Origin of the sequence: Pseudomonas sp. LS1212 (assembly GCF_024741815.1) — a bacterium.
Classification (GTDB): Bacteria; Pseudomonadota; Gammaproteobacteria; order Pseudomonadales; family Pseudomonadaceae; genus Aquipseudomonas.
On the sequence record NZ_CP102951.1, the window covers coordinates 1,047,645 to 1,069,165 of the forward strand.

The window sequence follows — 21,521 nt, forward strand, 5'->3', positions numbered from 1 at the left end:
GCTTAACCCCACTCTTTTAGTAAGCTGTTAAGGGAAGGGGTATCTTCAGCGGCAAAATATTTTTTCCTGAAGTAGTATTCGCAAGTTGATATTTTATGCTCTGTGTGTTTTCTGCTGTCGAACTCATGATTCAAGGCGTTTAATGACTCTTGCAGTGTGGGGTATGTTTCACACTTTTGTAGCAGTCCTTGCATGGCTAAAAATACTGTGTCTATATACTCAAGAGTTTCTTCTATGAATAGACGACATTCAACCTCTGAGATAGCTCCCTTTCGAGACAAGCTGTAGAAGGTGTTTTTTATATGTTCGAAACCTCGTATTCTAAACAAATTGGAATATATCCATTTTGGGTGTTTGTTGGTTACGCCAGTAAGGTATGTAAAGCTCATGGTTGTTTTTAACATTAAGTCTCTGGCTATTTCGCAGCCCATCCATAAGTTTCCTGATTGCCAACACCCTTGAATATCTTGAAATGCATAAAATACGGGGAGTTTTTCTCGGTGAGCTACATATAGATGCTTCTCAACAGGTATTCTTTTTTTGAGTTGGTTGAATTTTGTCTGGTTCACTAGCACGCAGCCCGTCAGCGAACGATGAACGATGTTGTTTTCTCTTTCCAGTAAAGCTGGGCTGTAGAGAAACCGTTGGTCAGATACGACCTCATTGAAGGCGTTTTCAATTTTCAGGATGACATCTTCTACTTCGCTAAATGTTATGTAATCCGTATCGATGTGTAGACCTTTATTTCCGTAAAAGTCGGTCGTATTGTGAACGTCATCGTTTTTGCTAAGGAAGTGATAGTTTATATCTGTCACCAATGCATGATCATGGTGTGCGACATCGTTCGCTTTTGGCCTTTCCTCACAAAGAACGATGCAGTCAATGTCCGAATGGATATTGCCTATGCCCTCGATTAAGGTTCCTGAAACAATGAGAGCACTATTTTTGTCGAGGTGTATACGTTCAATGATATTATGCGTTGGTATTTGTATGGCTCCATCCAATATTGAAATTTCGTCGTTGCTTATATTTGCTTTCGTTATTTTTATTAGTGTGTTGTCTGTCATTGTGAATATCCTTTTTGAAGTTTCCTGGCTCAGATTTGTTTGTGGGAGTTGATTGCGGCGCGGTGCTGATGTGGGATGGTTTTTGGAATTTTGGCTAAGGTGAATGGATGATGAAACAGGGTCAACCAGTAATTTGTGTGATGTTTCTTACAGTCTATGGGTGTAAATAAACGGGATTGTAAGAGGCTCTAATTAGTTGTTGTTTTTCATTGAGTTAAAGGCGTGGTTCTGTGTGCTGCTTTAAAAAAAATGGAGATATTTTTATTTTGCGAAAAATTTGGTTACTTATTCTTGCTGCATTGCTCAGTTGAAGAATCATCAAAGCTTGCGACAAACCCTTGTCGATTCTTGACGAGCAACGAGGTCATCAAGGCATCCTCAGACCTGTCCCTTCAGCTTTTTGCAACGTACGCCAGCCCCTACATTGATAGGTGCGAAAATCTGACTCGCGGGTTTACAATCGCCTCTCCTGATCAGGAGTAAGGCTGTGCTGACTCATCTCGATTCCCAAGGTCGCGCCAACATGGTCGACGTCACCGAAAAAGCCGTGACGTTCCGCGAAGCCGTGGCCGAAGCGCGTATACGCATGCTCCCGCAAACCCTGCAGATGATCGTCGATGGCGAGCACCCCAAGGGTGATGTCTTCGCCGTGGCGCGGATCGCCGGGATCCAGGCCGCGAAGAAAACCAGCGACCTCATCCCGCTGTGCCACCCGTTGATGCTCACCAGCGTCAAGGTCGAGCTCAAGGCCGAAGGCGCCGACACAGTGCATATCGTCGCCCGCTGCAAGCTGGCCGGGCAGACCGGCGTGGAAATGGAAGCCCTCACCGCCGCCAGCGTGGCCGCGCTAACCATTTACGACATGTGCAAGGCCGTGGACCGTGGCATGACCATTGAAAGCGTGCGGGTGCTGGAGAAGCAGGGCGGCAAGAGCGGGCATTACCAGGTGGATCCGCAATGAAACTGAACGTTCAGTATTTTGCCCGTTATCGCGAGGCGATCGGTCATGACGGCGAAGTGGTCGAAGGAGACTTTGCCACTGTCGATCAACTGCGCGTGCATTTGCTTGAGCGCGGCGGTGCCTTCGAAGTGTTGGCCGAACAAAACCTGATGTGCGCACGCAACCAGGATCTCTGCCAGGTAGCCGAGCCCCTGGCCGACGGCGACGAAGTGGCATTCTTCCCCACCGTGACCGGAGGCTGACCATGGCGATCCGGGTGCAAGCGGCGGCCTTCGACCCAGGCGCCGAGCTCAATGCCCTGCATGACGCCAACGTCGGCGTGGGTGCGGTAGTGGGGTTTGTCGGCTATGTGCGCGACTTCAATGACGGCCGGGAAGTAGCCGGGATGTTTCTCGAGCATTACCCGGGCATGACGGAAAAGGCCCTGGGCAAGATCGCCGCCGAGGCTGAGCAGCGCTGGCCGCTGCTCAAGCTCGAGGTGCTGCACCGCATTGGCGCCCTGGAGCCGGGTGAACCGATCGTTTTCGTGGGTGTGGCCAGCGCCCATCGCCAGGCGGCGTTCGACGCCTGCAACTTTGTCATGGACTACCTCAAGACCCGTGCACCGTTCTGGAAGAAGGAAAATACCCAGGAAGGGCCGCGGTGGGTGGAGGGGCGGGACAGTGATCATGCGGCGGCGGGGCGGTGGGATAAGCCTTCCTGACACACGCCTTCACCTTCGCGCCGGACGCCTTTTCATGTAGCCGCTGCCGCAGGCTGCGCTAAGGTCCGCAGGACCTTCATTCGGTCCGAAAATTTGCGTCCGCTTCGCGGCCGAGCGCAGCCTTCGGCAGCGGCTACAGGGATCGTGGATGGCAACACGCTCTCGGTGATTGACGACCAATACATAAAAGTCCAAGATGGAATTATAAGTACAAAATAATTCCAGGCACGTCCACGCCTTCACTTTCTTCTGTCTTGCAACAAACCTCCAATAACGAGCGAGAGAGACCCATCATGAAGAAGTTCACCCTGATCAGCGGTCTGGCCCTGAGCCTGTTGGCCAGCAGCAGTCTGTTCGCCGCCGAAAAGACGCTGCGTATTGGCATTGAGGCCGCTTATCCACCCTTTGCCTCCAAGACCGACAAGGGCGAGATCACCGGCTTCGACTACGACATCGGCAACGCGCTGTGCGCGCAGATGCAGGTCAAGTGCGAGTGGAAAGAGGTCGAGTTCGACGGGCTGATCCCTTCGCTGAAAGTGAAGAAAATCGACGCGGCGCTGTCGTCGATGACCATCACCGACGAGCGCAAGAACTCGGTGGATTTTACCCACAAGTACTACTTCACCTCGTCCAGACTGGTGATGAAGAAAGGCGCGGTGGTCGATGACCAGTACGAAAGCCTCAAGGGCAAGACCGTTGGCGTGCAGCGCGCTACTACCACGGACCGTTTTGCCACGGAAAACTTCGAACCCAAGGGCATCAAGGTCAAGCGCTACAGCAACAACGAAGAAATCTACATGGACCTGGCATCCGGGCGTGTGGATGCCATTTTCGCCGATACCATCCCGCTGGATGACTTTCTGTCGCTGCCGCGCGGCGCCGATTATGCCTTCGTCGGCCCGGAGTTGAAGGACCCGAAATACGTTGGCGAGGGCGCCGGGATTGCCGTGCGCAAGGGCAATACGGAACTGGTGACCCAGCTTAACACTGCCATCGATGCCATTCGTGCCAATGGCGAGTACCAGAAGATTCAGTCCAAGTACTTCAAGTCGGACATTTACGGCGATTGATTGCCGGCCTCAAGGCCTGATGCGAATCAGGCCTTGAGTTCTTTCAGGTGTTTGTACACCGTCGCTCTGCCCATCCCCAGCACATTGGCCACATAGTTGGCCGCACTCTTGCCTCGGAACGCGCCTTCGGCGTGCAGCGCCAGGACCAGCTCTCGCTTGTGCTCGCGGGTCAGCAGGTTCAGGCCCAATTGACGCTGGCGCAACCAGCTGTGCAGGAAGGTGTTGATCCGCTCCTGCCAGTCGTCGCGAAACAGCGCATCGGGCTGCGGGATCAGTTTGCTCGGTGAGAGGAACAGATCCAGCGCGGCCTTGGCATTTTCAAACAGGGAAATATTCAGGTTGATGCACAGCACGGCTATCGACGCACCCTGGGCATCGCGCAGCACGGTACTGAGCGAGCGGATTTTCTGGCCATCCCAATTGAGCTTCTCGTAGGGGCCAATGTTCCGTTCGCTGATTTCTTCGCTGAGCATGTCCTCCAGTGCGGCATCGTCGCCAACCTCCCGCTTGGACAGATTGTTGGCGATGTAATCGATCTTTTGCGTGCGCAGGTCGTGCAGCACCACTTCGGCGTGGGGGAAAAACAGCGTGGCGATGGCGTCGGCAATCGCCCGGTAATTCTCCAGGGCGGGATCGGGACGGGATGGGCTCATGGGTGATTCTCCAGACGACGTCAGCGCCCTGGCATTGCAGGGCGCTGCGAGTGTGCCGCAAACACTTGTGCACGTCATCCGTCGGCGCGCGATTGCTCCAGGCGGCGTGGCGACAGCATCTCGGCACTCAGGCCGAACGAACGCAGGTGTTCGGGCAGTGGTTGGCCCTGAACCAGTGCGGCACTGGCCTGGCCCATGGCCGCCGAGGTCTGGATGCCGTAGCCACCTTGAGCGGCAACCCAGTATAAGCCAGGCACCTTGGGATCGAAGCCGGAAATCAGGTCGCCATCACTGACGAAGCTGCGCAACCCGGCCCAGGTCCGGGAAGGCCTGCGAATGCTCAGGGTGGTGGCTTCTTCGATCTGGTAGATGCCCATGGCGATGTCCAGTTCTTCAGGCTGAACGTCGTGCGGGTCCACCGGGTCGGCATTGGCAGGAGAGCCCAGGAACATGCCGGCGTCGGGCTTCATGTAGAAGGATTCGTCCAGGCTCACCAGCATCGGCCAGTGGTGGATGTCCAATCCCTCCGGTGGCGCGAATATGAAGGCGGCCCGACGTTTCGGCTGCAGGCCCAGCGGCGCTGCACCGGCGAGTGCGCCGATGGTGTCGGCCCAGGCGCCGGCGGCGTTGATCAGTACCGGTGCGCTGTAGCTGGCAGTGGCCGTGTGCACCTGCCAGAGCCCTTCAGCGGTGCGCTCCAGGCGCACGACTTCGCTGTCGGTATGGATCTGGCCCTGGTTGCGGCGGATGCCGCGCAGGTAGCCCTGGTGCAGGGCATCGGTGTCGATATCGCTGGCGCTGGGGTCGTACAGCGCGCCATGGACCTTTTCCGCACGCAGGATCGGCAGGCGCGCGCAGGCTTCTGCGGCGCTGAGCAGTTCCATCTCCGGCACACTGGCCTTGGCGCTCTGGTACTGGCGTTGAAGCTCTTCGGGGTCGCCGGTGAAGTCCACGGTCATTTCCCCACGCGGGGTCAGCAGCGGATGCTCGGCAAAGCCCGATGGCGGGGCATCGAAGAACGCCCGGCTGGCCAGGGTCAGGGCACGCACCTGGGGCGTGCCGTAGGCTGCGGTGTACAGGGCAGCGGAACGACCGGTGGAGTGGTAACCGGGGTGCGATTCACGTTCGAGCACGATCACCCGCGCCTGCTGCGACAGCCAGAAACCGGTGGAAGCGCCGGCGATACCGCCGCCGATGATGATGTAGTCAGCCTGTTGCATGAAGTCCTCCTGCTGGCGTGAGGGTTAACCGGCGTGCTGCAAACGATAGAGTGCGTTGGCCAGGGCGATGTCTTCCAGGCCCAGGCCGATCGAGCGGAAGAACGCATGGCGTTGATAATCCGGACGCGGCGCCTTGCCGCTCAACAGTTCCGGCAGGTCGCCAACGATCGCTTCGTTTTGCCAGCCGTGTTGCTCGCCGGCAATCAGCATTTCCCCGGCCGAGCCTGGCGTGGTGCGGCGATAGTCGCAGTAGACGGCCATGGCGTTCAAGGCCTGCGGCGGCACTTCGTGGGCGCGCGGGGCGTTGGTGCTGATGGACGTGATCAGGGCCGGTTTGCTCAGGGTGGCCGGGTCGATGACCGGTGCCGCCGATGAGGTGCAAAGCATGATCACATCGGCATCGACCAGGGCATGTTGCAGCTCGCTGACGATTTCCAGACGTGGGTCGAGTTGTTTCAGCTGAGCCTGGGCCTCGGCGTTTTTGTTGGCCAGGGCAGGGGAGTAGATGCGGATGTCCTCCCAGCTGCGCAGGTCTTTGACATAGTGCAGGTGCGCGCGTGCAATCAGGCCGCTGCCGATAATGGTCAGGCGTCTGGCCGCTTCCGGGGCGAGCGCATCGACGGCCACGGCAGTGGTGGCGGCGGTGCGGGCGATGGTCAGTTCGCCAGCGTCGCAGAGCAGCAAGGGTTGGCCGCTGTCCATGGACATCAGCAAGGTCCAGGCGGTCACCAGCGCACCTTCGCTGCGCACGATGTAGGGCGAAGTCTTGACCCCGTAGACACGGTCTTCGGCCAGTACGCCGCCGTAGTTGATGAAGTCACCGGCGCCCTGGGGGAATTCGACCAACTGCTGGGGAGGTTGCACGGCCTGGCCGGCGGCAAGATCCCGGAACAGCTTGCGCAGGATCTGCGGGACGTCCAGCTGGGACAGGAGCGTGCGGGCTTGCTGTTGGTCGATCACGTAGGGCGCGGACATGCTGGACTCTCCATGGAAACTAATTTGTCCATTATGGACTTTTAGTTTCTATGGGCAAGATCGCGGGAGCAAAAAAAAGCGCAACCTGTCGAGAGGGTGCGCTTTGGGTAGTTAGAAGGCCCTTTGGGCCTTATCGCGGGCAAGCCCGCTCCCACAGGGGGATGCGGTGTTCACAATATTGTGGGAGCTGGCTTGCCAGCGATCGAGCGCAAAGCGCTCGCCTGATATCAATGATGCTTACGCGGCACCGGCTTGAGCAATTCGGTCGGCGGCGTCTCGCAGTTGATCTTGCGCCCCAGCAGGGCCTCGATCGACGGCAGCTGGTAGGAGTCGTCTTCACCGGCAAAGCTGATCGAAACACCACTGGTGCCAGCCCGGCCGGTACGGCCGATGCGGTGCACGTAATCGTCGGGCACTTCCGGCAGGGTGAAGTTGATCACATGGCTGATGCCTTCGATGTGAATCCCGCGCCCCGCCACATCGGTTGCCACCAGCACGGTGATGCGACCTTCGCGGAAGTTCTCCAGGGTCTTGATCCGCTTGTGCTGCGGTACATCGCCGGACAGTTGCGCGGCATTGACACCATCGCGTACCAGGCGCTCTTCGATGCGGCGTACTTCGTCCTTGCGGTTGGCGAAGACGATGACCCGTTCCCATTTGTTGATGGTCACCAGGTTGTACAGGAGTTTGTACTTGTCGCTGCCGGCGACGGCGTAGACGTGCTGCTCGACCGTTTCGCTGGCAACGTTCTCCGGCTCGATCTCGACGATTGCCGGCTCTGTCGTCCACTGTTTGGCCAGGTTCATCACGTCTTCGGTGAAGGTGGCCGAGAACAGCAGGGTCTGGCGCTCGGTTTTCGGCGGGGTCTGGCGAATGATCTGGCGCACTTGTGGAATGAAGCCCATGTCGAGCATGCGGTCGGCTTCGTCCAGCACCATCACTTCGACCATGTCCAGGTGCACTTCGCCGCGCTGGTTGAAGTCCAGCAGGCGGCCAGGGGTGGCCACCAGAATGTCGCAATGGCGGGACTCGAGCTGCTTGAGTTGCTTGTCGAAGTCCATGCCGCCGACGAAGGTCATGACATTGAGCCCGGTGTACTTGGTCAGGGAGGCCGCATCCTTGGCGATCTGGACCACCAGTTCGCGGGTCGGGGCGATGATCAGGGCCCGTGGCTCGCCCATGAAGCGCTCTTTGGGCGGTGGCGTCTGTTGCAGCTGGGTGATGATCGAAATCAGGAAGGCCGCGGTCTTGCCGGTGCCGGTCTGGGCCCGACCAATGGCGTCCTGGCCCTTGAGGGTAAAGCCCAGCACCTGCGCCTGGATCGGCGTGCAGTAGGGGAAACCCAGGTCATGGATCGCGTGCATCAATTCAGGCGACAGCTTGAAATCGTGAAAGCGCGTCTTGCCTTCTTGCGGCTCGACGGCGAAGTGTTCCAGCTTCCACGACGAGGCCGCAGGTTTTGGCTTGCGCTCGCGACGCTTGTGTTCGGCAGCCGTGGGCTCGGCGCGCGGCGTTGGGCTGGCGCTGTCCTGGGGTTGAGCAGTCGGGCCAGGCTGTGGGCTGGCAACGGGGGCGGCAGGTTGCGTCGCTGGGGTAGTCGTGTCGGGTGCGAGCTGCTCAGCCTCGCTTTTTCCGAACATTTTCTTGAGTGCTTTGAGCACGGTCATCTCATCAATTGGTTAAGGAATGTACGCCGGGCAGTGTAAAGCAAGAAGCGGGCGCGGCGTAGTGGATTGCTCTGCGGGCTGCGGGAAGTTTGTACCTCAGATGAGGCGTTCGGCCAGCCAGGCGCCGATATCGCGGATCTCTTCGGGTAACACTTCGTGCCCCATTGGGTATTCCTGCCAGGTAACGGTGACGCCCCACTTTTTCAAGTACTCATAAGCGGTACGGCCCATGGCGTTCTGCACCACTTCATCGTACTGGCCGTGCAGGCACAGTACCGGCACGCGCTGCTGGCTGGCCGACGGTTGCAGGTCGTCGTGGAAGGTCGGGGCATAAGTGGACAGCGCCAGCACGCCACCCAGCGGGCCCTGCCATTTCAGGAAGGCCGCGTGCAGTATCACCGCGCCGCCCTGGGAGAAGCCTGCCAGGAAGATCCGGGTAGGGTCGATCCCGCTGGCGCGTTGTTCTTCGAGTAACTCGATGGCCCGGTCTGCCGACTCGTCCAGTTGCTCGCGGTTGATTGCGCGGGCCGGGCTCATGGCCAGAATATCGTACCAGCTGGGCATTTCGTAGCCACCATTGATGGTCACGGCGCGGCTGGGAGCCTGGGGCAACACGAAGCGAGTGGTCAGCAGTGTTTCCTGCAAGGCTTCGGCCACCGGCAGGAAGTCGTAGCGGTCGGCCCCCAAGCCGTGCAACCAGATCACACAGGCGTCGGCTGCTTTTACCGGTTCAAGAATCATTGGATTGCTCATGACTGCTCCATAAAAGTGCATGCGCTCTCAATAGGTGCAACCACCTCGGGCACGCTTGTTAGATCAGAGAAGAAGATGTCGCAAGGCTACAACTTTTACGCTTGACGTGCACTGAATCGCTTTAGCCGTGCACTGTGGTACGCGCTTTGCTACTAAACCCGAGATGTGACGATACGCGTTTGGACGGTAACACTATCAACCGTCCAAGGCTGTCGTAGAACAGCGTTTATGCGCCAATTGACCCAAAAATAAGCCAACACGGGTCTGATGCGCCCCATAAGGGTGCGGCGTAGTCTGGGCTCGAATACAACAAGAGCAAAATGGAGGTTTTGAATGAAGATGTTGAAATCCACCCTGGCGGTCATGACTGCAGCAGCGGTATTGGGCGTCAGCGGTTTTGCGCAGGCGGGCGCAACCCTCGATGCAGTCAAGAAGAAAGGTTTTATCCAGTGCGGCGTCAGTGACGGCCTGCCGGGCTTCTCGGTACCGGATTCGACCGGCAAGCTCAACGGCATCGACGTCGATGTCTGCCACGCAGTGGCTGCAGCGGTCTTCGGTGATGCCTCCAAAGTCAAATTCAGCCAGTTGAACGCCAAGGAGCGTTTCACCGCCCTGCAGTCGGGTGAAGTCGACGTGCTGTCGCGCAACACCACCTGGACCAGCTCGCGTGATGCCGGCATGGGTCTGATGTTCGCCGGCGTGACTTACTACGACGGCGTAGGCTTCCTGGTGAACAAGAAGCTCGGCGTTTCCAGCGCCAAGGAACTCGATGGCGCGACCATCTGTATCCAGGCCGGTACCACCACCGAGCTGAACGTCTCCGACTTCTTCCGCTCCAACAATCTGAAATACACCCCCATCACCTTCGACACCTCCGATGAAAGCGCCAAGTCGCTCGAAGGCGGCCGTTGCGACGTGCTGACCTCCGACCAGTCTCAGTTGTATGCACAGCGCATCAAGCTGGCCGCCCCGGATGAGTACGTGGTGCTGCCGGAAGTGATCTCCAAGGAGCCGCTGGGCCCGGTCGTGCGCAAAGGCGACGAAGAGTGGTTCACCATCGTCAAGTGGACCCTGTTCGCCATGCTCAATGCCGAAGAAATGGGCATCACCTCGAAAAACGTCGAAGCCGAAGCCAAGTCCACCAAGAACCCGGACGTCGCACGTCTGCTCGGTACTGACGGCGAATACGGCAAGGACCTGAAGCTGCCGAAGGACTGGGCAGTGCAGATCGTCAAGCAAGTGGGCAACTATGGCGAAGTGTTCGAGAAGAACATCGGCATGGGCAGCGAGCTGAAGATCAAGCGCGGCCTCAATGCGCTGTGGAACCAGGGTGGCATTCAGTACGCACCGCCAGTGCGCTGATTGTTCCCGCGCCTGGCAGCACTCGCTGCCAGGCGCTGTTTCATTGCATTTTTCCTGGGGCACTTCATGCAAAAAGAAATCGGCGCACCCAAGGGTTTTTCCCTGACCGATCCACGTGTGCGTGCGTGGCTATTCCAGATCATCACGATTGTCGCGGTGATCTCCCTGGGCTGGTATCTGTTTGATAACACCCAGACCAACCTCGAACATCGCGGCATCACTTCGGGGTTCGGCTTTCTTGAACGCAGTGCCGGCTTCGGTATTGCCCAACACCTGATCGACTACACTGAATCGGACACTTACGCCCGGGTCTTCGTGGTCGGCCTGCTCAACACCTTGCTGGTTTCGATCATCGGTATCGTGCTGGCGACCATTCTTGGTTTCATCATCGGCGTGGCGCGGCTGTCGCCGAACTGGGTGATCAGCAAGCTGGCCACCATCTACATCGAGACCTTCCGCAACATTCCGCCGCTGCTGCAGATCCTGTTCTGGTACTTCGCAGTACTGGGGCCGTTGCCGGGGCCGCGTAACAGTCACAACATCGCTGATACCTTTTTCCTCAGCAACCGTGGCCTGAACATGCCGGCGTCGTCGATGGCCGAGGGCTTCTGGCCGTTCGCGATCAGCCTGCTGGTGGCCATCGTGGCCGTCGTGCTGATGGTGCGTTGGGCCAACAAGCGCTTTGAAGCCACGGGCGTGCCGTTCCACAAGTTCTGGGCCGGGCTGGGGTTGCTGATCGTGATTCCGGCGCTGTCGGTCATTGCCGCTGGCAGCCCGTTGCATTGGGCGGTGCCGGAGCTCAAGGGCTTCAACTTCGTGGGTGGCTGGGTACTGATCCCTGAGCTGCTGGCCTTGACCATTGCCCTGACCTGCTACACCGCAGCCTTTATTGCGGAAATCGTGCGCTCGGGGATCAAGTCCGTCAGCCACGGCCAGACCGAGGCGGCGCGCTCGCTCGGGTTGCGCACAGGGCCGACCCTGCGCAAGGTGATCGTGCCGCAGGCACTGCGCGTGATTATCCCGCCACTGACCAGCCAATACCTGAACCTGGCGAAGAACTCTTCGCTGGCCGCCGGTATCGGTTACCCGGACATGGTTTCGCTGTTTGCCGGCACGGTGCTGAACCAGACCGGCCAGGCCATCGAAGTCATTGCCATCACCATGAGTGTGTACCTGGCAATCAGCATCAGCATTTCGCTGTTGATGAACTGGTACAACAAGCGCATTGCGCTGATCGAGCGGTGAGGAGAAGCGCATGACGACTCATACTTTCAAACCCGACATGCCCGCCCCGAAAACCAGCGTTGGTGCGGTGGCCTGGATGCGCGCTCACCTGTTCTCCAGCTGGATGAACACCCTGCTGACCCTGTTCGCGATCTACCTGATCTGGTTGATCGTGCCGCCGCTGCTGCAGTGGGCGATCCTCGATGCCAACTGGGTCGGCACCACCCGTGCCGACTGCACCAAGGAAGGCGCCTGCTGGGTATTCATCCAGCAGCGTTTCGGCCAGTTCATGTACGGTTACTACCCGACAGGCCTGCGCTGGCGCGTGGACCTGACCGTGTGGCTGGCGATCATTGGCGTGGCGCCGTTGTTCGTCAACCGCTTCCCGCACAAGGCCATTTACGGGCTGAGCTTCCTGGTGATCTACCCGATCCTGGCCTATACCTTGCTGCACGGGGGGTACCTGGGCCTGGAGACGGTGCCGACCAGCCAGTGGGGCGGCCTGATGCTGACCCTGGTGATTGCCACCGTGGGCATTGTCGGTGCCTTGCCGCTGGGCATTCTGCTGGCGCTGGGGCGACGCTCGAAGATGCCGGCCATTCGCGTGGTCTGCGTGACCTTCATCGAGTTCTGGCGCGGCGTGCCGTTGATCACCGTGCTGTTCATGTCCTCGGTCATGCTGCCGTTGTTCCTGCCTGAAGGCATGAGCTTCGACAAGCTGCTGCGCGCGCTGATCGGCGTAATCCTGTTCCAGTCGGCGTACATCGCCGAGGTGGTGCGCGGCGGCCTGCAGGCCATCCCCAAGGGCCAGTATGAAGCGGCTGCGGCCATGGGCCTGGGCTACTGGCGCAGCATGGGCCTGGTGATTCTGCCGCAAGCCCTGAAGCTGGTGATCCCCGGCATCGTCAACACCTTCATCGCCCTGTTCAAGGACACCAGCCTGGTCATCATCATCGGCCTGTTCGACTTGCTCAACAGCGTCAAGCAGGCGGCTGCCGACCCGGCATGGCTGGGCATGGCGACCGAGGGCTATGTGTTCGCGGCCCTGGTGTTCTGGATTTTCTGTTTCGGTATGTCCCGCTACTCCATGCATCTGGAGCGTAAGCTGGATACAGGCCACAAGCGTTAGGAGTTTTCTCATGAGTGAAGCGATCAAACAGCCTGTGGGCCCTGAAGGCATTATTCAGATGCAGGGCGTGAACAAGTGGTACGGCCAGTTCCACGTGCTCAAGGACATCAACCTGAACGTGCGTCAGGGCGAGCGTATTGTCCTGTGCGGGCCTTCGGGCTCGGGCAAGTCGACCACTATCCGCTGCCTCAACCGCCTGGAAGAGCACCAGCAGGGCCGCATCGTGGTCGATGGGGTAGAGCTGACCAACGATCTCAAGCAGATCGAGGCCATCCGCCGCGAAGTGGGCATGGTGTTCCAGCACTTCAACCTGTTCCCGCACCTGACCATTTTGCAGAACTGCACCCTGGCACCGATGTGGGTGCGCAAGATGCCCAAGCGCAAGGCCGAGGAAATTGCCATGCACTACCTTGAGCGCGTGCGCATTCCCGAGCAGGCCAACAAATACCCGGGGCAGTTGTCCGGTGGCCAGCAGCAGCGGGTAGCGATTGCCCGTGCCCTGTGCATGAAACCCAAGATCATGCTGTTCGACGAGCCCACCTCCGCGCTCGACCCGGAAATGGTCAAGGAAGTACTCGACACCATGGTCAGCCTGGCCGAAGACGGCATGACCATGCTCTGCGTGACCCACGAAATGGGCTTTGCCCGGACGGTGGCGAACCGGGTGATTTTCATGGACAGAGGGGAGATCATTGAGCAGGCGGCGCCCCATGACTTCTTCGATAATCCGCAGAATGAGCGGACGAAGTTGTTCTTGAGCCAGATTTTGCATTGATCCAGCGTATGTACTGAAGAAGCCCGGACTTGTTCCGGGCTTTTTGTTTGTCTGGCCGATTGCTGCGACCGCTTCGCGGTCGAGCGCAGCCTGCGGCAGCGGCTACATGGGTCGGCATGACGTGGACGGTGTAGCCGCTGCCGCAGGCTGCGCTCGAGCGCGAAGCGGTCGCAATGGGCTCCGCAATTTGCCTCCTGTCCAATTTGCGATTAACCTTTCCTGCAAATTCATCCTATGATTGGATGTTAAGCGAGAACCCATGCCAACCCCCCTCATCAAACGCTCCCTCGTCGACCAGGCCCTGGAGCAACTACGCCAGCGCATCAACAACGGCGCCTGGACCATCGGCCAGCGCCTGCCGACCGAACCGGAGCTGGCCAGCGAACTAGGCATCAGCCGCAACACCGTGCGTGAAGCCATGCGCGTACTGGCGTTCACCGGCCTGATCGAAATACGCCAGGGCGATGGCAGCTACTTGCGCGGCAACGTCGACCCGCTCGACACCATCAAAGCCTTGTCCAGCTGCTCGCTGGAGCACGCCCGGGAAACCCGGCACATCATCGAAGCCGAAGCCATCGGCCTGGCCGCCCTGCGGCGTACCGAGCAAGACCTGCAAGGCCTGCGCGAAGCGCTGAAAGAGAGCCAAGCGCACTACCACCACGACCTGGATTGCTACATCGCCTGCGACCTGGTGTTTCACCGCCGGCTGGTCGATGCCGCGCACAACCCGACCCTGAGCGAGTTGTACCGCTATTTCTCCAGCGTGGTCGGGGCAGCCGTGCGCCATAGCCTGAGCCATGGACCACGGCGGCAGTCGGTCTTCGACCTGCACGTGGACATGCTCGAGGCCGTCGAACAGCGTGACCCGGAGCGGGCCAAGACGCTGTGCCGGACCTTGATTGATGAACCCTGACCCGAGATAACCATGCCTGATAACGCTACACCTGCCACCAGCAGCCGGCCGTCCCCCGAGCTCGACGAACTGTTGATCGACTGCGAAGCCGATGATGAACAGGTGCAACAACAGCCGGTCGTGCTCAAGCGCCCCTGGTTGCTGTTGCTGGGCTTGATTCTGGTGGCGTTGAACCTGCGCCCGGCCTTGTCGAGCATGGCCCCGCTGCTCAGCGATGTGTCGCAAAGCCTTGGCCTGAGCGCCGCGCAGGCTGGCTTGCTGACCACATTGCCAGTGCTCTGCCTGGGCTTGTTCGCGCCGTTGGCGCCAGTGCTGGCGCGGCGATTTGGCAGTGAGCGGGTGGTCCTGGGGATCCTCGTGATGCTAGCCGCGGGCATCGCCTTGCGCAGCTCGTTGGGCTCAGTCGGGCTGTTCGCCGGGAGCATCCTCGCCGGGGCCAGTATCGGCGTGATCGGCGTGCTCTTGCCGGGCATCGTCAAACGGGATTTCGCCCAGCAGGCCGGGACCATGACCGGGGTCTACACCATGGCGCTGTGCCTGGGCGCGGCGATGGCGGCCGGTGCCACGGTGCCGTTGAGCGAGCATCTGGGCGACAGTTGGGCGATGGGGCTGGGTTTCTGGCTGCTGCCGGCGCTGGTCGCGGCGCTGTTCTGGTTGCCGCAAGCCAAGCAAGGGCATGGTGCGCATCAAGTGGCGTATCGGGTACGCGGGTTGTTCCGTGATCCGCTGGCGTGGCAGGTCACGCTGTACATGGGGCTGCAATCCTCGCTGGCCTACATCGTGTTTGGCTGGTTGCCATCGATTCTGATCAGTCGTGGCCTGACGGCGACCGAGGCCGGGCTGGTATTGTCCGGTTCGGTGATAGTGCAACTGGCAAGCTCGCTCACTGCGCCGTGGCTGGCGACCCGTGGGCGTGACCAGCGTCCGGCGATCCTGATTGTGATGCTGCTGACCTTGGCCGGGCTGTTCGGCTGTCTCTATGCACCGATCGAAGGGCTGTGGGGCTGGGCTGTGGTGCTTGGGCTGGGGCAGGGCGCTACCTTCAGCCTGGCCTTGACCCTGATCGTGCTGCGCTCACGTGATTCCCATGTGGCGGCGAACCTTTCGGGCATGGCCCAGGGCATTGGCTATACGCTGGCGTCGATGGGGCCGTTTGCCGTGGGAATCGTCCATGACATGACCGGCGGCTGGGATGCGCTGGGGTGGATTTTTGGGGTGATCGGGGTGGGTGCCATCGTTGCCGGGTTGGGGGCGGGGCGGGCGCTTTATGTGCGGGTTGAAAGCGAAAAGGTTTGAGACCGAGTTGGCTGCATCGCTGGCAAGCCAGCTCCCACAGAAGATCGCTGGGGTCCACAAATCGCGGGTCCGCCTCAACCCCCCCTGTGGGAGCTGGCTTGCCAGCGATAGCGATACAACTGTAGGCAATTTCTTTATTTCGCGAACGCCATTTCCCAATCATAATCAGCCCGCCTCAAACGCTGTTGCGCCTGTGTTTCCGGGTAGTTAGTGTTGCCCAGTCGTTGCCAATTCAACGACCGGGTTTCGCAGCCCTGGTTACAGAAGGCATTACAGCGTTCATTTCCGAGATTCGGCATTTTTATAGCTGGAACTTTGTTATGGCGGCTGTACGTGGGGCATCTTCGGGTGCGCCGAGTTGCCTCTGTCTCGGTCTGCGAACCCGCGTATAGCTGCCACCTTTATTCGTTTCGCAGCGATCGGTAGGCGGCTTCACCATACCGAGGCTGAAAAAATGATAAAAATCGTCCCCGATCCGCCAACTTCCACCCCTGCACTCACCACCATCGAAAAACCCTTCGGCACCCTCGACAGCAACGGCCAACCACTGTTCGCCGTGCGCGCCGGCATTCCCGCCGAAGACGCCTTGCTCCACGCCACCACCCTCATCGAATGCGCCGAAGGCTGCGCTCGACCGCGTAGCGGGCGCAGATTCTGACGACCGCCGGAGCCCCTTCGGGTCTCAGCGCAGCCTGCGGCAGCGGCTTGTATCTCGACTAACGCCTCTCAGGAGGCGATAGTTCTCGACTGATCATCGAGGAAGAGGAATGAAGCCGGGCAGCGACTAAGGCCTTGGGGGCCAAGGGCCTGCTGCTGGGATGGACGCCGCTGGTGCAAGGCAAGGTGCACCAGCAGGCGCTCAAAGGGCTGCGCGCGTTCCAGGCGGGGCGTTAAACGCTTTCTGCAACGCGCTTGCGGCAGGCTTCGCCGAAGGCGGAGAACAGTTTCACCGAATCCGGGTTGCTCGTAGCTTGCCATTCCGGGTGCCACTGCACCGCGCAGGTAAACTGCGGCAGGTCGGGCGCATGGATGGCTTCGATCAGTCCGTCTTCGGCATGGGCCAGCGGTGCCAGGCCTTCGCCCAGGGTCTTGATGCCCTGGCCGTGCAGCGAGTTGACCTTGATCGAGTCGGTGCCCATCAGTTCGGCGAACCAGGTGCCGGGCACCAGGTTCACGCTGTGGCTCTCGGCGTACTGCATGTCGACAGGCTCGTCGGTGTCTTCACGGTGATCGTTGAAGCCATCTTCGGCGTAGACCTTCTGGTAGATGTCGCCACCGAGTGCCACGTTGATTTCCTGCATGCCACGGCAGACACCCAGAATCGGCAGGCCACGGGCGATGGCAGCACGAACCAGCGGAATGTCGAACAGGTCGCGGTCGCGGTCCTGGGCCTTTTCCGGGGTCAGGTTGTCCTGGCCATACAGGGCAGGGTCGATGTTGCTGCCGGCACCGGTCAGGTATACGCCGTCGACCAGGTCCAGGTATTGATCGAGGTCTTCGGTGCCACAGCAGGTCGGCGCCAATACGGCGACGCAGCCGGCGATATCCACCAGCGGCGTGATGTATTTGTGGGTCATGACCTGGTAGGCGTGCCCTTTGCGCTCCTGGGCGCCCATGGACATCAGTACTACGGGTTTACGGGTTTTCTTGGCAGGGTTTGCAGTATTGCTGTTTGACATACGTCACCTTGGTGACAGGCTGGGCCTGTCGTGGTTTTTGCAGGCGCTCGTGGCCTGTTTCAACAGGTTCCGTACTGTCGCTCGCAGGACGAGCGGCTTGGGCAACACCCCTGGCTGGAAGCTGCATCCGAAGCGTTGTCCGGAGTGCGCTGGCGCTATGGTCGTCTGCCCGAGCCGGCCTGATAGTGGCCGGAACCTGCGCACCAGTCTGCCAAAGCCGTAAAATATGTCAAACGGTAGTGGTGTTTTTCTCTGGAATTTTTTTCAGGCCATTAGGGCTGAAGCCTACTGTTTTAGCCGTGAAAGCCTTGCGCTGTCGGGCTTTGAGCGTAGCTATTGATCAAATATCTTTAACAGTCTGTTCAGCTCGACGGCAGAGACGTTAAGCTGAAGCCTTTAGCGCCTTGTGCCCATTTGCTCCATGACTGACTCCAGCCCCTGCACCTCATCCAGCCCCGCCAGCAAGGCGTGGAGTGTTTACCTGGTCCGCGCCGCCAACGGTTCCTTGTACTGCGGCATCAGCGATGATCCTCAGCGCCGCTTCGCCGCCCACCAGCGTGGCAAGGGTGCGCGATTTTTTTGCTCGAGCCCGGCAGTGGCACTGGTTTATGTCGAAGCCTGTGGCGACAAGGGGGAAGCCCTTCGGCAAGAGCGCTTGATCAAAAAACTCAGAAAAAGCGCCAAGGAAGCCCTGGTCGCGTCGTTCACGCCGATCAGCGAACCTGATGAGTCGTTATCGGCTTGAGCGGGTAGGCTTCTGCAAACGCCAAGGGTAAGCTCAAAGCATACCTTCATGTGACGGAGCCCAAGATGACCGATCTGATCCTGCATCACTACCCCACTTCACCCTTTGCCGAAAAAGCCCGCCTGCTGCTGGGCTTCAAGGGGGCATCGTGGCGTTCTGTCCTGATCTCGCCGGTCATGCCCAAACCGGACCTGACGGCATTGACCGGTGGTTATCGCAAGACGCCGGTGTTGCAGGTCGGGGCTGATATCTATTGCGACACCGCTCTGATCGCCCGCCGCCTGGACCAGGAAAAAGCCTTGCCTGCGCTCTTCCCCGAAGGCCAGGAAATGACCACTGCCGCCTTCGCCGCCTGGGCCGATTCGGTGGTGTTCCAGCATGCGGTAAGCCTGGTGTTCCAACCCGAATCGGTTGCCGTGCGTTTTGCCCGCCTGCCTCCCGAAGCGGTCAAGGCCTTTATCGACGACCGAAAGGCGCTGTTCAGTGGCGGCAGTGCCCAGCGTCTGTCCGCCGAGCAGGCCAAACACCAGTGGCCGACGATCATGGCGCGGCTGGAGCAACAACTGCAGCGTGAGGAGGGCGACTACCTGTTCGGCGAGCCGTCGATTGCCGACTTCGCCATGGCCCATCCGTTGTGGTTCCTCAAGGGCACGCCGGTGACGGCGCCCTTGGTCGATGCGCACCCGGCCGTGCATGCGTGGCTGGGGCGCGTGCTGGGCTTCGGTCACGGCGCCTATAGCGAGCTCAGTAGCGAAGAAGCCCTGGCGATTGCGTGCGATGCTCAACCGGCGCCCTTGCCGGAAGAGGCCTTCAATGAGCTCAATGGTTTCAAGGCTGGTGATCGGGTGTCGATTGCCGCGACCGACTATGGCGTGGATCCGGTGGAAGGGGAGTTGGTGTTTGCCGGGGTCGAGGAGTTGATTCTACGCCGCGAGGATGAACGGGCCGGGGTGGTGCATGTGCACTTTCCGCGGTTTGGCTTCAAGGTAGAGGCGCGCTGAGGCAGCGGGTGCATAAGAAACTCATTGCCATTCGAAGCGCTGCTGCTTCACGTTTTGAGAATCCAGGCCGATTTGCAGGTTGAACTCACCGGGTTCTGCGGCGTACTGCAAGCGCGAGTTGTAGAATTTCAGGTCATGCTCATCGACGGTGAAATGCAGGGTGCGTTCTTCGCCGGCCTTGAGCATGATTTTCTGGAAGTCTTTCAGTTCCTTCACAGGCCTGCTGATGGAGGCTGAAACGTCCTGGATATACAGCTGCACAACCGTTTCGCCATCGCGAGTGCCCGTGTTTTTAACCTTGATGCTGGCCTCGAGTGTGTTATCGGCGCTCAAGCGTTGGGTGGATAACGTGATGTCGGACAGGCTGAAATCGGTGTAGCTCAGGCCATAACCGAACGGGTACAACGGGCTGTGAGGCAGGTCGAAGTATTGCGACGTATAAATGGCTGACGCACCGGGTGTGAGCGGCCTGCCTGTATTCAGATGATTGTAGTAAGTGGGAATTTGCCCCACCGAGCGCGGGAAGGTAATCGGCAACTTGCCGGAAGGGTTGTAGTCACCCAACAGCACATCGGCAATTGCGTTACCGCCTTCGGTGCCGCTGAACCAGGTTTCCAGCACTGCGTCGGCCAGGTCATGCTCTTTGCCAATCGACAATGGGCGACCGTTCATCAATACCAGCACCAACGGTTTTCCGGTGGCTTTCAGCGCAGCCAGCAGTTCGCTCTGGCGACCCGGGAGGCTCAGGTTGGTCCTGCTCGCTGCTTCGTGGGTCATGCCACGCGATTCGCCAAGCACGGCGACCACCACATCGGCTTGCCGGGCCACATCAAGTGCTTGTTCAAGCATTTGCGTTGCCGGGCGGGGGTCGATTTCGACGTTGCCATCTGCCAGTTTGTCGATGCTCGTTTTGTCTTCGATGATGTTTGCCCCTCGCGCATAGAGGAGGGTGGCCTTGTTGTGCAAGGCGCTTGCCAGGCCATCGTAAACGGTCACTGACTGGGATGGCTGCCCGCTGGCATGCCAGCTGCCGAGGATGTCGACCGGGTTTTTGGCCAGGGGGCCGACAAGGGCGATGGTGCCTTGTTTCTTCAAGGGCAAGGTGTCGTTGCTGTTTTTCAGCAATACCAGTGTCTTGCGTGCCACTTCGCGGGCTTGTGCTCTATGCAGGCGACTTTCGGCATGGCTGTCGATCGGGTCGTCATTGGCACTGCCTATGCGTCGGTAAGGGTCTGCAAAGAGGCCCATGTCATACTTGGCCACCAGCACCTGGCGTACGGCGTTATCGATTTCTTGTCGGGAAACTTCCCCGGATAGCAGCAGGCCAGGCAATTCCTGCCCGTAGAAAGTATCGCTCATGCTCATGTCGATACCCGCTTTGATTGCCGCTTTGGCCGCCTGCCTTCCATCGCGGGCCACACCATGCTCAATCAACTCGGCAACAGCGCCATGATCACTGAGGGTCAGCCCCTTGAAGCCCCAGTCCTTGCGCAGCAGATCCTGCAACAGCCAGTCATTGGCGGTGGCCGGCACGCCATTGACCGTGGTCAAGGCAACCATCATCGAACCGGCGCCCGCGTCGATGGCAGCGCGGTAAGGGGGTAGATAATCCTGGTACATGCGGACCGGGCTCATGTCTGTGCTGTTGTAGTCGCGACCGCCTTCGACAGCCCCGTACAACGCAAAATGCTTGACGCAGGCCATGATGCTGCCGGGTGCGCTTGGGGCCTCGCCTTGAAATGCCTTGGTCATTACCCCGGCGATCCGGGAAACAAGGTAGGTGTCCTCGCCAAAGCCTTCCGAAATGCGTCCCCAACGCGGGTCACGGCTGATATCGACCATGGGGGCAAACGTCATGTCCAACCCGTCCGCACTGGCCTCCTTGGCCGCGATACGACCGCTCACGGCGATAGCATCCATATCCCAACTGGAGGCCAATGCGAGGTTGATCGGGAAGATGGTTCTGTGACCATGGATCACGTCGTAGCCAAAAAACAGCGGGATTTTCAAACGACTCTGTTTTACCGCGGCGTCCTGCAGGGCGCGGATCACCGGGCGAGGCGCCATTCCGAACATTGCCCCGGTTTTTCCGGCGGCAATGCTCTGTAGTACCTCGGGTTCGGGCATTGCTGAACTGGCAAAGCGTTGACGCAGCTGCCCGATTTTTTCTTCCGGGGTCATCTGATCGAGCAGCTGGTTTATGAAAGTAGTCTTGTCGAGAGCCGGGGCGGGCTGGGTTACTGCAAGTACAGGTGCGCACTGCAGGCTGATGAACAGTGCGAACAAACACAGCCTGTCGTGACGTGATCTATGAAAACCATCCATGAT

General features: G+C 59.4%; 21 protein-coding genes and 1 pseudogene. 14 read left to right on the plus strand and 8 right to left on the minus strand.

Features of this window, described 5'->3' with window-relative positions:
* Positions 1-2: 2 nt before the first annotated feature.
* Positions 3-1,067: a hypothetical protein gene (locus NVV94_RS04760; protein WP_258446085.1), complete on the minus strand. Its 1,065-nt coding sequence runs from the start codon at positions 1,065-1,067 to the stop codon at positions 3-5.
* A 487-nt stretch (positions 1,068-1,554) separates the two neighbouring features.
* On the opposite strand from NVV94_RS04760, the gene moaC reads away from it, so the two are divergent.
* From moaC to NVV94_RS04780, 4 genes are all read left to right on the plus strand, one after another.
* Entirely contained in the window at positions 1,555-2,028 is a 474-nt protein-coding gene (moaC, locus tag NVV94_RS04765) for a cyclic pyranopterin monophosphate synthase MoaC (protein ID WP_258446086.1), read from the plus strand.
* Positions 2,025-2,270, plus strand: a complete 246-nt coding sequence (locus tag NVV94_RS04770) for a MoaD/ThiS family protein (RefSeq protein WP_258446087.1) — start codon at positions 2,025-2,027, stop codon at positions 2,268-2,270. Before moaC ends, NVV94_RS04770 begins: the two co-directional genes overlap by 4 nt.
* A 2-nt stretch (positions 2,271-2,272) precedes the next feature.
* Complete coding sequence (gene moaE / locus NVV94_RS04775; protein WP_258446088.1) at positions 2,273-2,731, plus strand: molybdopterin synthase catalytic subunit MoaE; 459 nt, start codon at positions 2,273-2,275, stop codon at positions 2,729-2,731.
* 293 nt (positions 2,732-3,024) lie between these two features.
* Positions 3,025-3,801 (plus strand): ABC transporter substrate-binding protein, encoded by a 777-nt coding sequence (locus NVV94_RS04780; RefSeq protein WP_258446089.1) that lies wholly within the window; start codon positions 3,025-3,027, stop codon positions 3,799-3,801.
* A gap of 26 nt (positions 3,802-3,827) precedes the next feature.
* Here NVV94_RS04780 and NVV94_RS04785 read toward each other — a convergent pair whose 3' ends face one another.
* The 5 genes from NVV94_RS04785 to NVV94_RS04805 all read right to left on the minus strand — a co-directional run bounded on the left by NVV94_RS04785 (position 3,828) and on the right by NVV94_RS04805 (position 9,069).
* On the minus strand, positions 3,828-4,454 hold the full coding sequence (locus NVV94_RS04785) for a transcriptional regulator (protein ID WP_258446090.1): 627 nt from the start codon (positions 4,452-4,454) through the stop codon (positions 3,828-3,830).
* Positions 4,455-4,528: 74 nt separating this feature from the next.
* Positions 4,529-5,674, minus strand: a complete 1,146-nt coding sequence (locus NVV94_RS04790) for an FAD-binding oxidoreductase (RefSeq protein WP_258446091.1) — start codon at positions 5,672-5,674, stop codon at positions 4,529-4,531.
* Positions 5,675-5,698: 24 nt separating this feature from the next.
* Positions 5,699-6,649 carry an ornithine cyclodeaminase family protein gene (locus NVV94_RS04795; protein WP_258446092.1) on the minus strand — a complete coding sequence of 317 codons (951 nt, stop codon included), beginning with the start codon at positions 6,647-6,649 and terminating at the stop codon, positions 5,699-5,701.
* Between the two features lie 227 nt (positions 6,650-6,876).
* The gene (gene rhlB / locus NVV94_RS04800) at positions 6,877-8,310 is read right to left on the minus strand and encodes an ATP-dependent RNA helicase RhlB (RefSeq protein ID WP_258446093.1); all 1,434 of its coding nucleotides are present in this window, start codon (positions 8,308-8,310) and stop codon (positions 6,877-6,879) included.
* Between the two features lie 102 nt (positions 8,311-8,412).
* Entirely contained in the window at positions 8,413-9,069 is a 657-nt protein-coding gene (locus NVV94_RS04805; protein ID WP_258446094.1) for an alpha/beta hydrolase, read from the minus strand.
* 333 nt (positions 9,070-9,402) lie between these two features.
* On the opposite strand from NVV94_RS04805, the gene NVV94_RS04810 reads away from it, so the two are divergent.
* From NVV94_RS04810 to NVV94_RS04845, 8 genes and pseudogenes are all read left to right on the plus strand, one after another.
* Positions 9,403-10,431 (plus strand): amino acid ABC transporter substrate-binding protein, encoded by a 1,029-nt coding sequence (locus NVV94_RS04810; protein ID WP_258446095.1) that lies wholly within the window; start codon positions 9,403-9,405, stop codon positions 10,429-10,431.
* Positions 10,432-10,497: 66 nt separating this feature from the next.
* Positions 10,498-11,676 carry an amino acid ABC transporter permease gene (locus tag NVV94_RS04815; protein WP_258446096.1) on the plus strand — a complete coding sequence of 393 codons (1,179 nt, stop codon included), beginning with the start codon at positions 10,498-10,500 and terminating at the stop codon, positions 11,674-11,676.
* A gap of 10 nt (positions 11,677-11,686) precedes the next feature.
* Complete coding sequence (locus tag NVV94_RS04820; protein WP_258446097.1) at positions 11,687-12,784, plus strand: amino acid ABC transporter permease; 1,098 nt, start codon at positions 11,687-11,689, stop codon at positions 12,782-12,784.
* Positions 12,785-12,794: 10 nt separating this feature from the next.
* On the plus strand, positions 12,795-13,559 hold the full coding sequence (locus tag NVV94_RS04825) for an amino acid ABC transporter ATP-binding protein (protein WP_258446098.1): 765 nt from the start codon (positions 12,795-12,797) through the stop codon (positions 13,557-13,559).
* Positions 13,560-13,818: 259 nt separating this feature from the next.
* Positions 13,819-14,472 (plus strand): FadR/GntR family transcriptional regulator, encoded by a 654-nt coding sequence (locus tag NVV94_RS04830; RefSeq protein WP_258446099.1) that lies wholly within the window; start codon positions 13,819-13,821, stop codon positions 14,470-14,472.
* A gap of 12 nt (positions 14,473-14,484) precedes the next feature.
* Positions 14,485-15,768 carry an MFS transporter gene (locus tag NVV94_RS04835; protein WP_258446100.1) on the plus strand — a complete coding sequence of 428 codons (1,284 nt, stop codon included), beginning with the start codon at positions 14,485-14,487 and terminating at the stop codon, positions 15,766-15,768.
* Between the two features lie 454 nt (positions 15,769-16,222).
* Positions 16,223-16,426: a DUF3077 domain-containing protein gene (locus NVV94_RS04840; protein WP_258446101.1), complete on the plus strand. Its 204-nt coding sequence runs from the start codon at positions 16,223-16,225 to the stop codon at positions 16,424-16,426.
* A gap of 116 nt (positions 16,427-16,542) precedes the next feature.
* Positions 16,543-16,662: pseudogene (locus NVV94_RS04845) on the plus strand (DUF4440 domain-containing protein); the annotation flags it as partial.
* Here the strand turns inward: NVV94_RS04845 and NVV94_RS04850 are convergent.
* The gene (locus tag NVV94_RS04850) at positions 16,659-17,447 is read right to left on the minus strand and encodes a gamma-glutamyl-gamma-aminobutyrate hydrolase family protein (protein ID WP_258446102.1); all 789 of its coding nucleotides are present in this window, start codon (positions 17,445-17,447) and stop codon (positions 16,659-16,661) included. The pseudogene NVV94_RS04845 and the gene NVV94_RS04850 overlap by 4 nt on opposite strands.
* 421 nt (positions 17,448-17,868) lie before the next feature.
* Here NVV94_RS04850 and NVV94_RS04855 point away from each other — a divergent pair, with 421 nt between their 5' ends.
* Both NVV94_RS04855 and NVV94_RS04860 read left to right on the plus strand, forming a co-directional pair.
* The gene (locus NVV94_RS04855; RefSeq protein ID WP_258446103.1) at positions 17,869-18,192 is read left to right on the plus strand and encodes a GIY-YIG nuclease family protein; all 324 of its coding nucleotides are present in this window, start codon (positions 17,869-17,871) and stop codon (positions 18,190-18,192) included.
* A 65-nt stretch (positions 18,193-18,257) separates the two neighbouring features.
* Positions 18,258-19,193 carry a glutathione S-transferase family protein gene (locus NVV94_RS04860; RefSeq protein WP_258446104.1) on the plus strand — a complete coding sequence of 312 codons (936 nt, stop codon included), beginning with the start codon at positions 18,258-18,260 and terminating at the stop codon, positions 19,191-19,193.
* Positions 19,194-19,214: 21 nt separating this feature from the next.
* On the opposite strand, the gene bglX is transcribed toward NVV94_RS04860, so the two are convergent.
* Positions 19,215-21,518, minus strand: a complete 2,304-nt coding sequence (gene bglX, locus NVV94_RS04865; RefSeq protein WP_258446105.1) for a beta-glucosidase BglX — start codon at positions 21,516-21,518, stop codon at positions 19,215-19,217.
* Positions 21,519-21,521 lie beyond the last annotated feature (3 nt).

Bases quoted from the DNA above. Each gene is read 5' to 3' on its own strand.
- NVV94_RS04760 (WP_258446085.1), bottom strand. From the start codon at position 1,067: ATGACAGACAACACACTAATAAAAATAACGAAAGCAAATATAAGCAAC.
- NVV94_RS04830 (WP_258446099.1), top strand. From the start codon at position 13,819: ATGCCAACCCCCCTCATCAAACGCTCCCTCGTCGACCAGGCCCTGGAG.
- NVV94_RS04795 (WP_258446092.1), bottom strand. From the start codon at position 6,649: ATGTCCGCGCCCTACGTGATCGACCAACAGCAAGCCCGCACGCTCCTG.
- NVV94_RS04840 (WP_258446101.1), top strand. From the start codon at position 16,223: ATGATAAAAATCGTCCCCGATCCGCCAACTTCCACCCCTGCACTCACC.
- NVV94_RS04825 (WP_258446098.1), top strand. From the start codon at position 12,795: ATGAGTGAAGCGATCAAACAGCCTGTGGGCCCTGAAGGCATTATTCAG.
- bglX (WP_258446105.1), bottom strand. From the start codon at position 21,518: ATGGATGGTTTTCATAGATCACGTCACGACAGGCTGTGTTTGTTCGCA.
- NVV94_RS04815 (WP_258446096.1), top strand. From the start codon at position 10,498: ATGCAAAAAGAAATCGGCGCACCCAAGGGTTTTTCCCTGACCGATCCA.
- NVV94_RS04855 (WP_258446103.1), top strand. From the start codon at position 17,869: ATGACTGACTCCAGCCCCTGCACCTCATCCAGCCCCGCCAGCAAGGCG.
- NVV94_RS04780 (WP_258446089.1), top strand. From the start codon at position 3,025: ATGAAGAAGTTCACCCTGATCAGCGGTCTGGCCCTGAGCCTGTTGGCC.
- NVV94_RS04835 (WP_258446100.1), top strand. From the start codon at position 14,485: ATGCCTGATAACGCTACACCTGCCACCAGCAGCCGGCCGTCCCCCGAG.
- NVV94_RS04805 (WP_258446094.1), bottom strand. From the start codon at position 9,069: ATGAGCAATCCAATGATTCTTGAACCGGTAAAAGCAGCCGACGCCTGT.
- NVV94_RS04770 (WP_258446087.1), top strand. From the start codon at position 2,025: ATGAAACTGAACGTTCAGTATTTTGCCCGTTATCGCGAGGCGATCGGT.
- NVV94_RS04820 (WP_258446097.1), top strand. From the start codon at position 11,687: ATGACGACTCATACTTTCAAACCCGACATGCCCGCCCCGAAAACCAGC.
- NVV94_RS04790 (WP_258446091.1), bottom strand. From the start codon at position 5,674: ATGCAACAGGCTGACTACATCATCATCGGCGGCGGTATCGCCGGCGCT.
- NVV94_RS04860 (WP_258446104.1), top strand. From the start codon at position 18,258: ATGACCGATCTGATCCTGCATCACTACCCCACTTCACCCTTTGCCGAA.
- NVV94_RS04850 (WP_258446102.1), bottom strand. From the start codon at position 17,447: ATGTCAAACAGCAATACTGCAAACCCTGCCAAGAAAACCCGTAAACCC.
- moaE (WP_258446088.1), top strand. From the start codon at position 2,273: ATGGCGATCCGGGTGCAAGCGGCGGCCTTCGACCCAGGCGCCGAGCTC.
- NVV94_RS04785 (WP_258446090.1), bottom strand. From the start codon at position 4,454: ATGAGCCCATCCCGTCCCGATCCCGCCCTGGAGAATTACCGGGCGATT.
- NVV94_RS04810 (WP_258446095.1), top strand. From the start codon at position 9,403: ATGAAGATGTTGAAATCCACCCTGGCGGTCATGACTGCAGCAGCGGTA.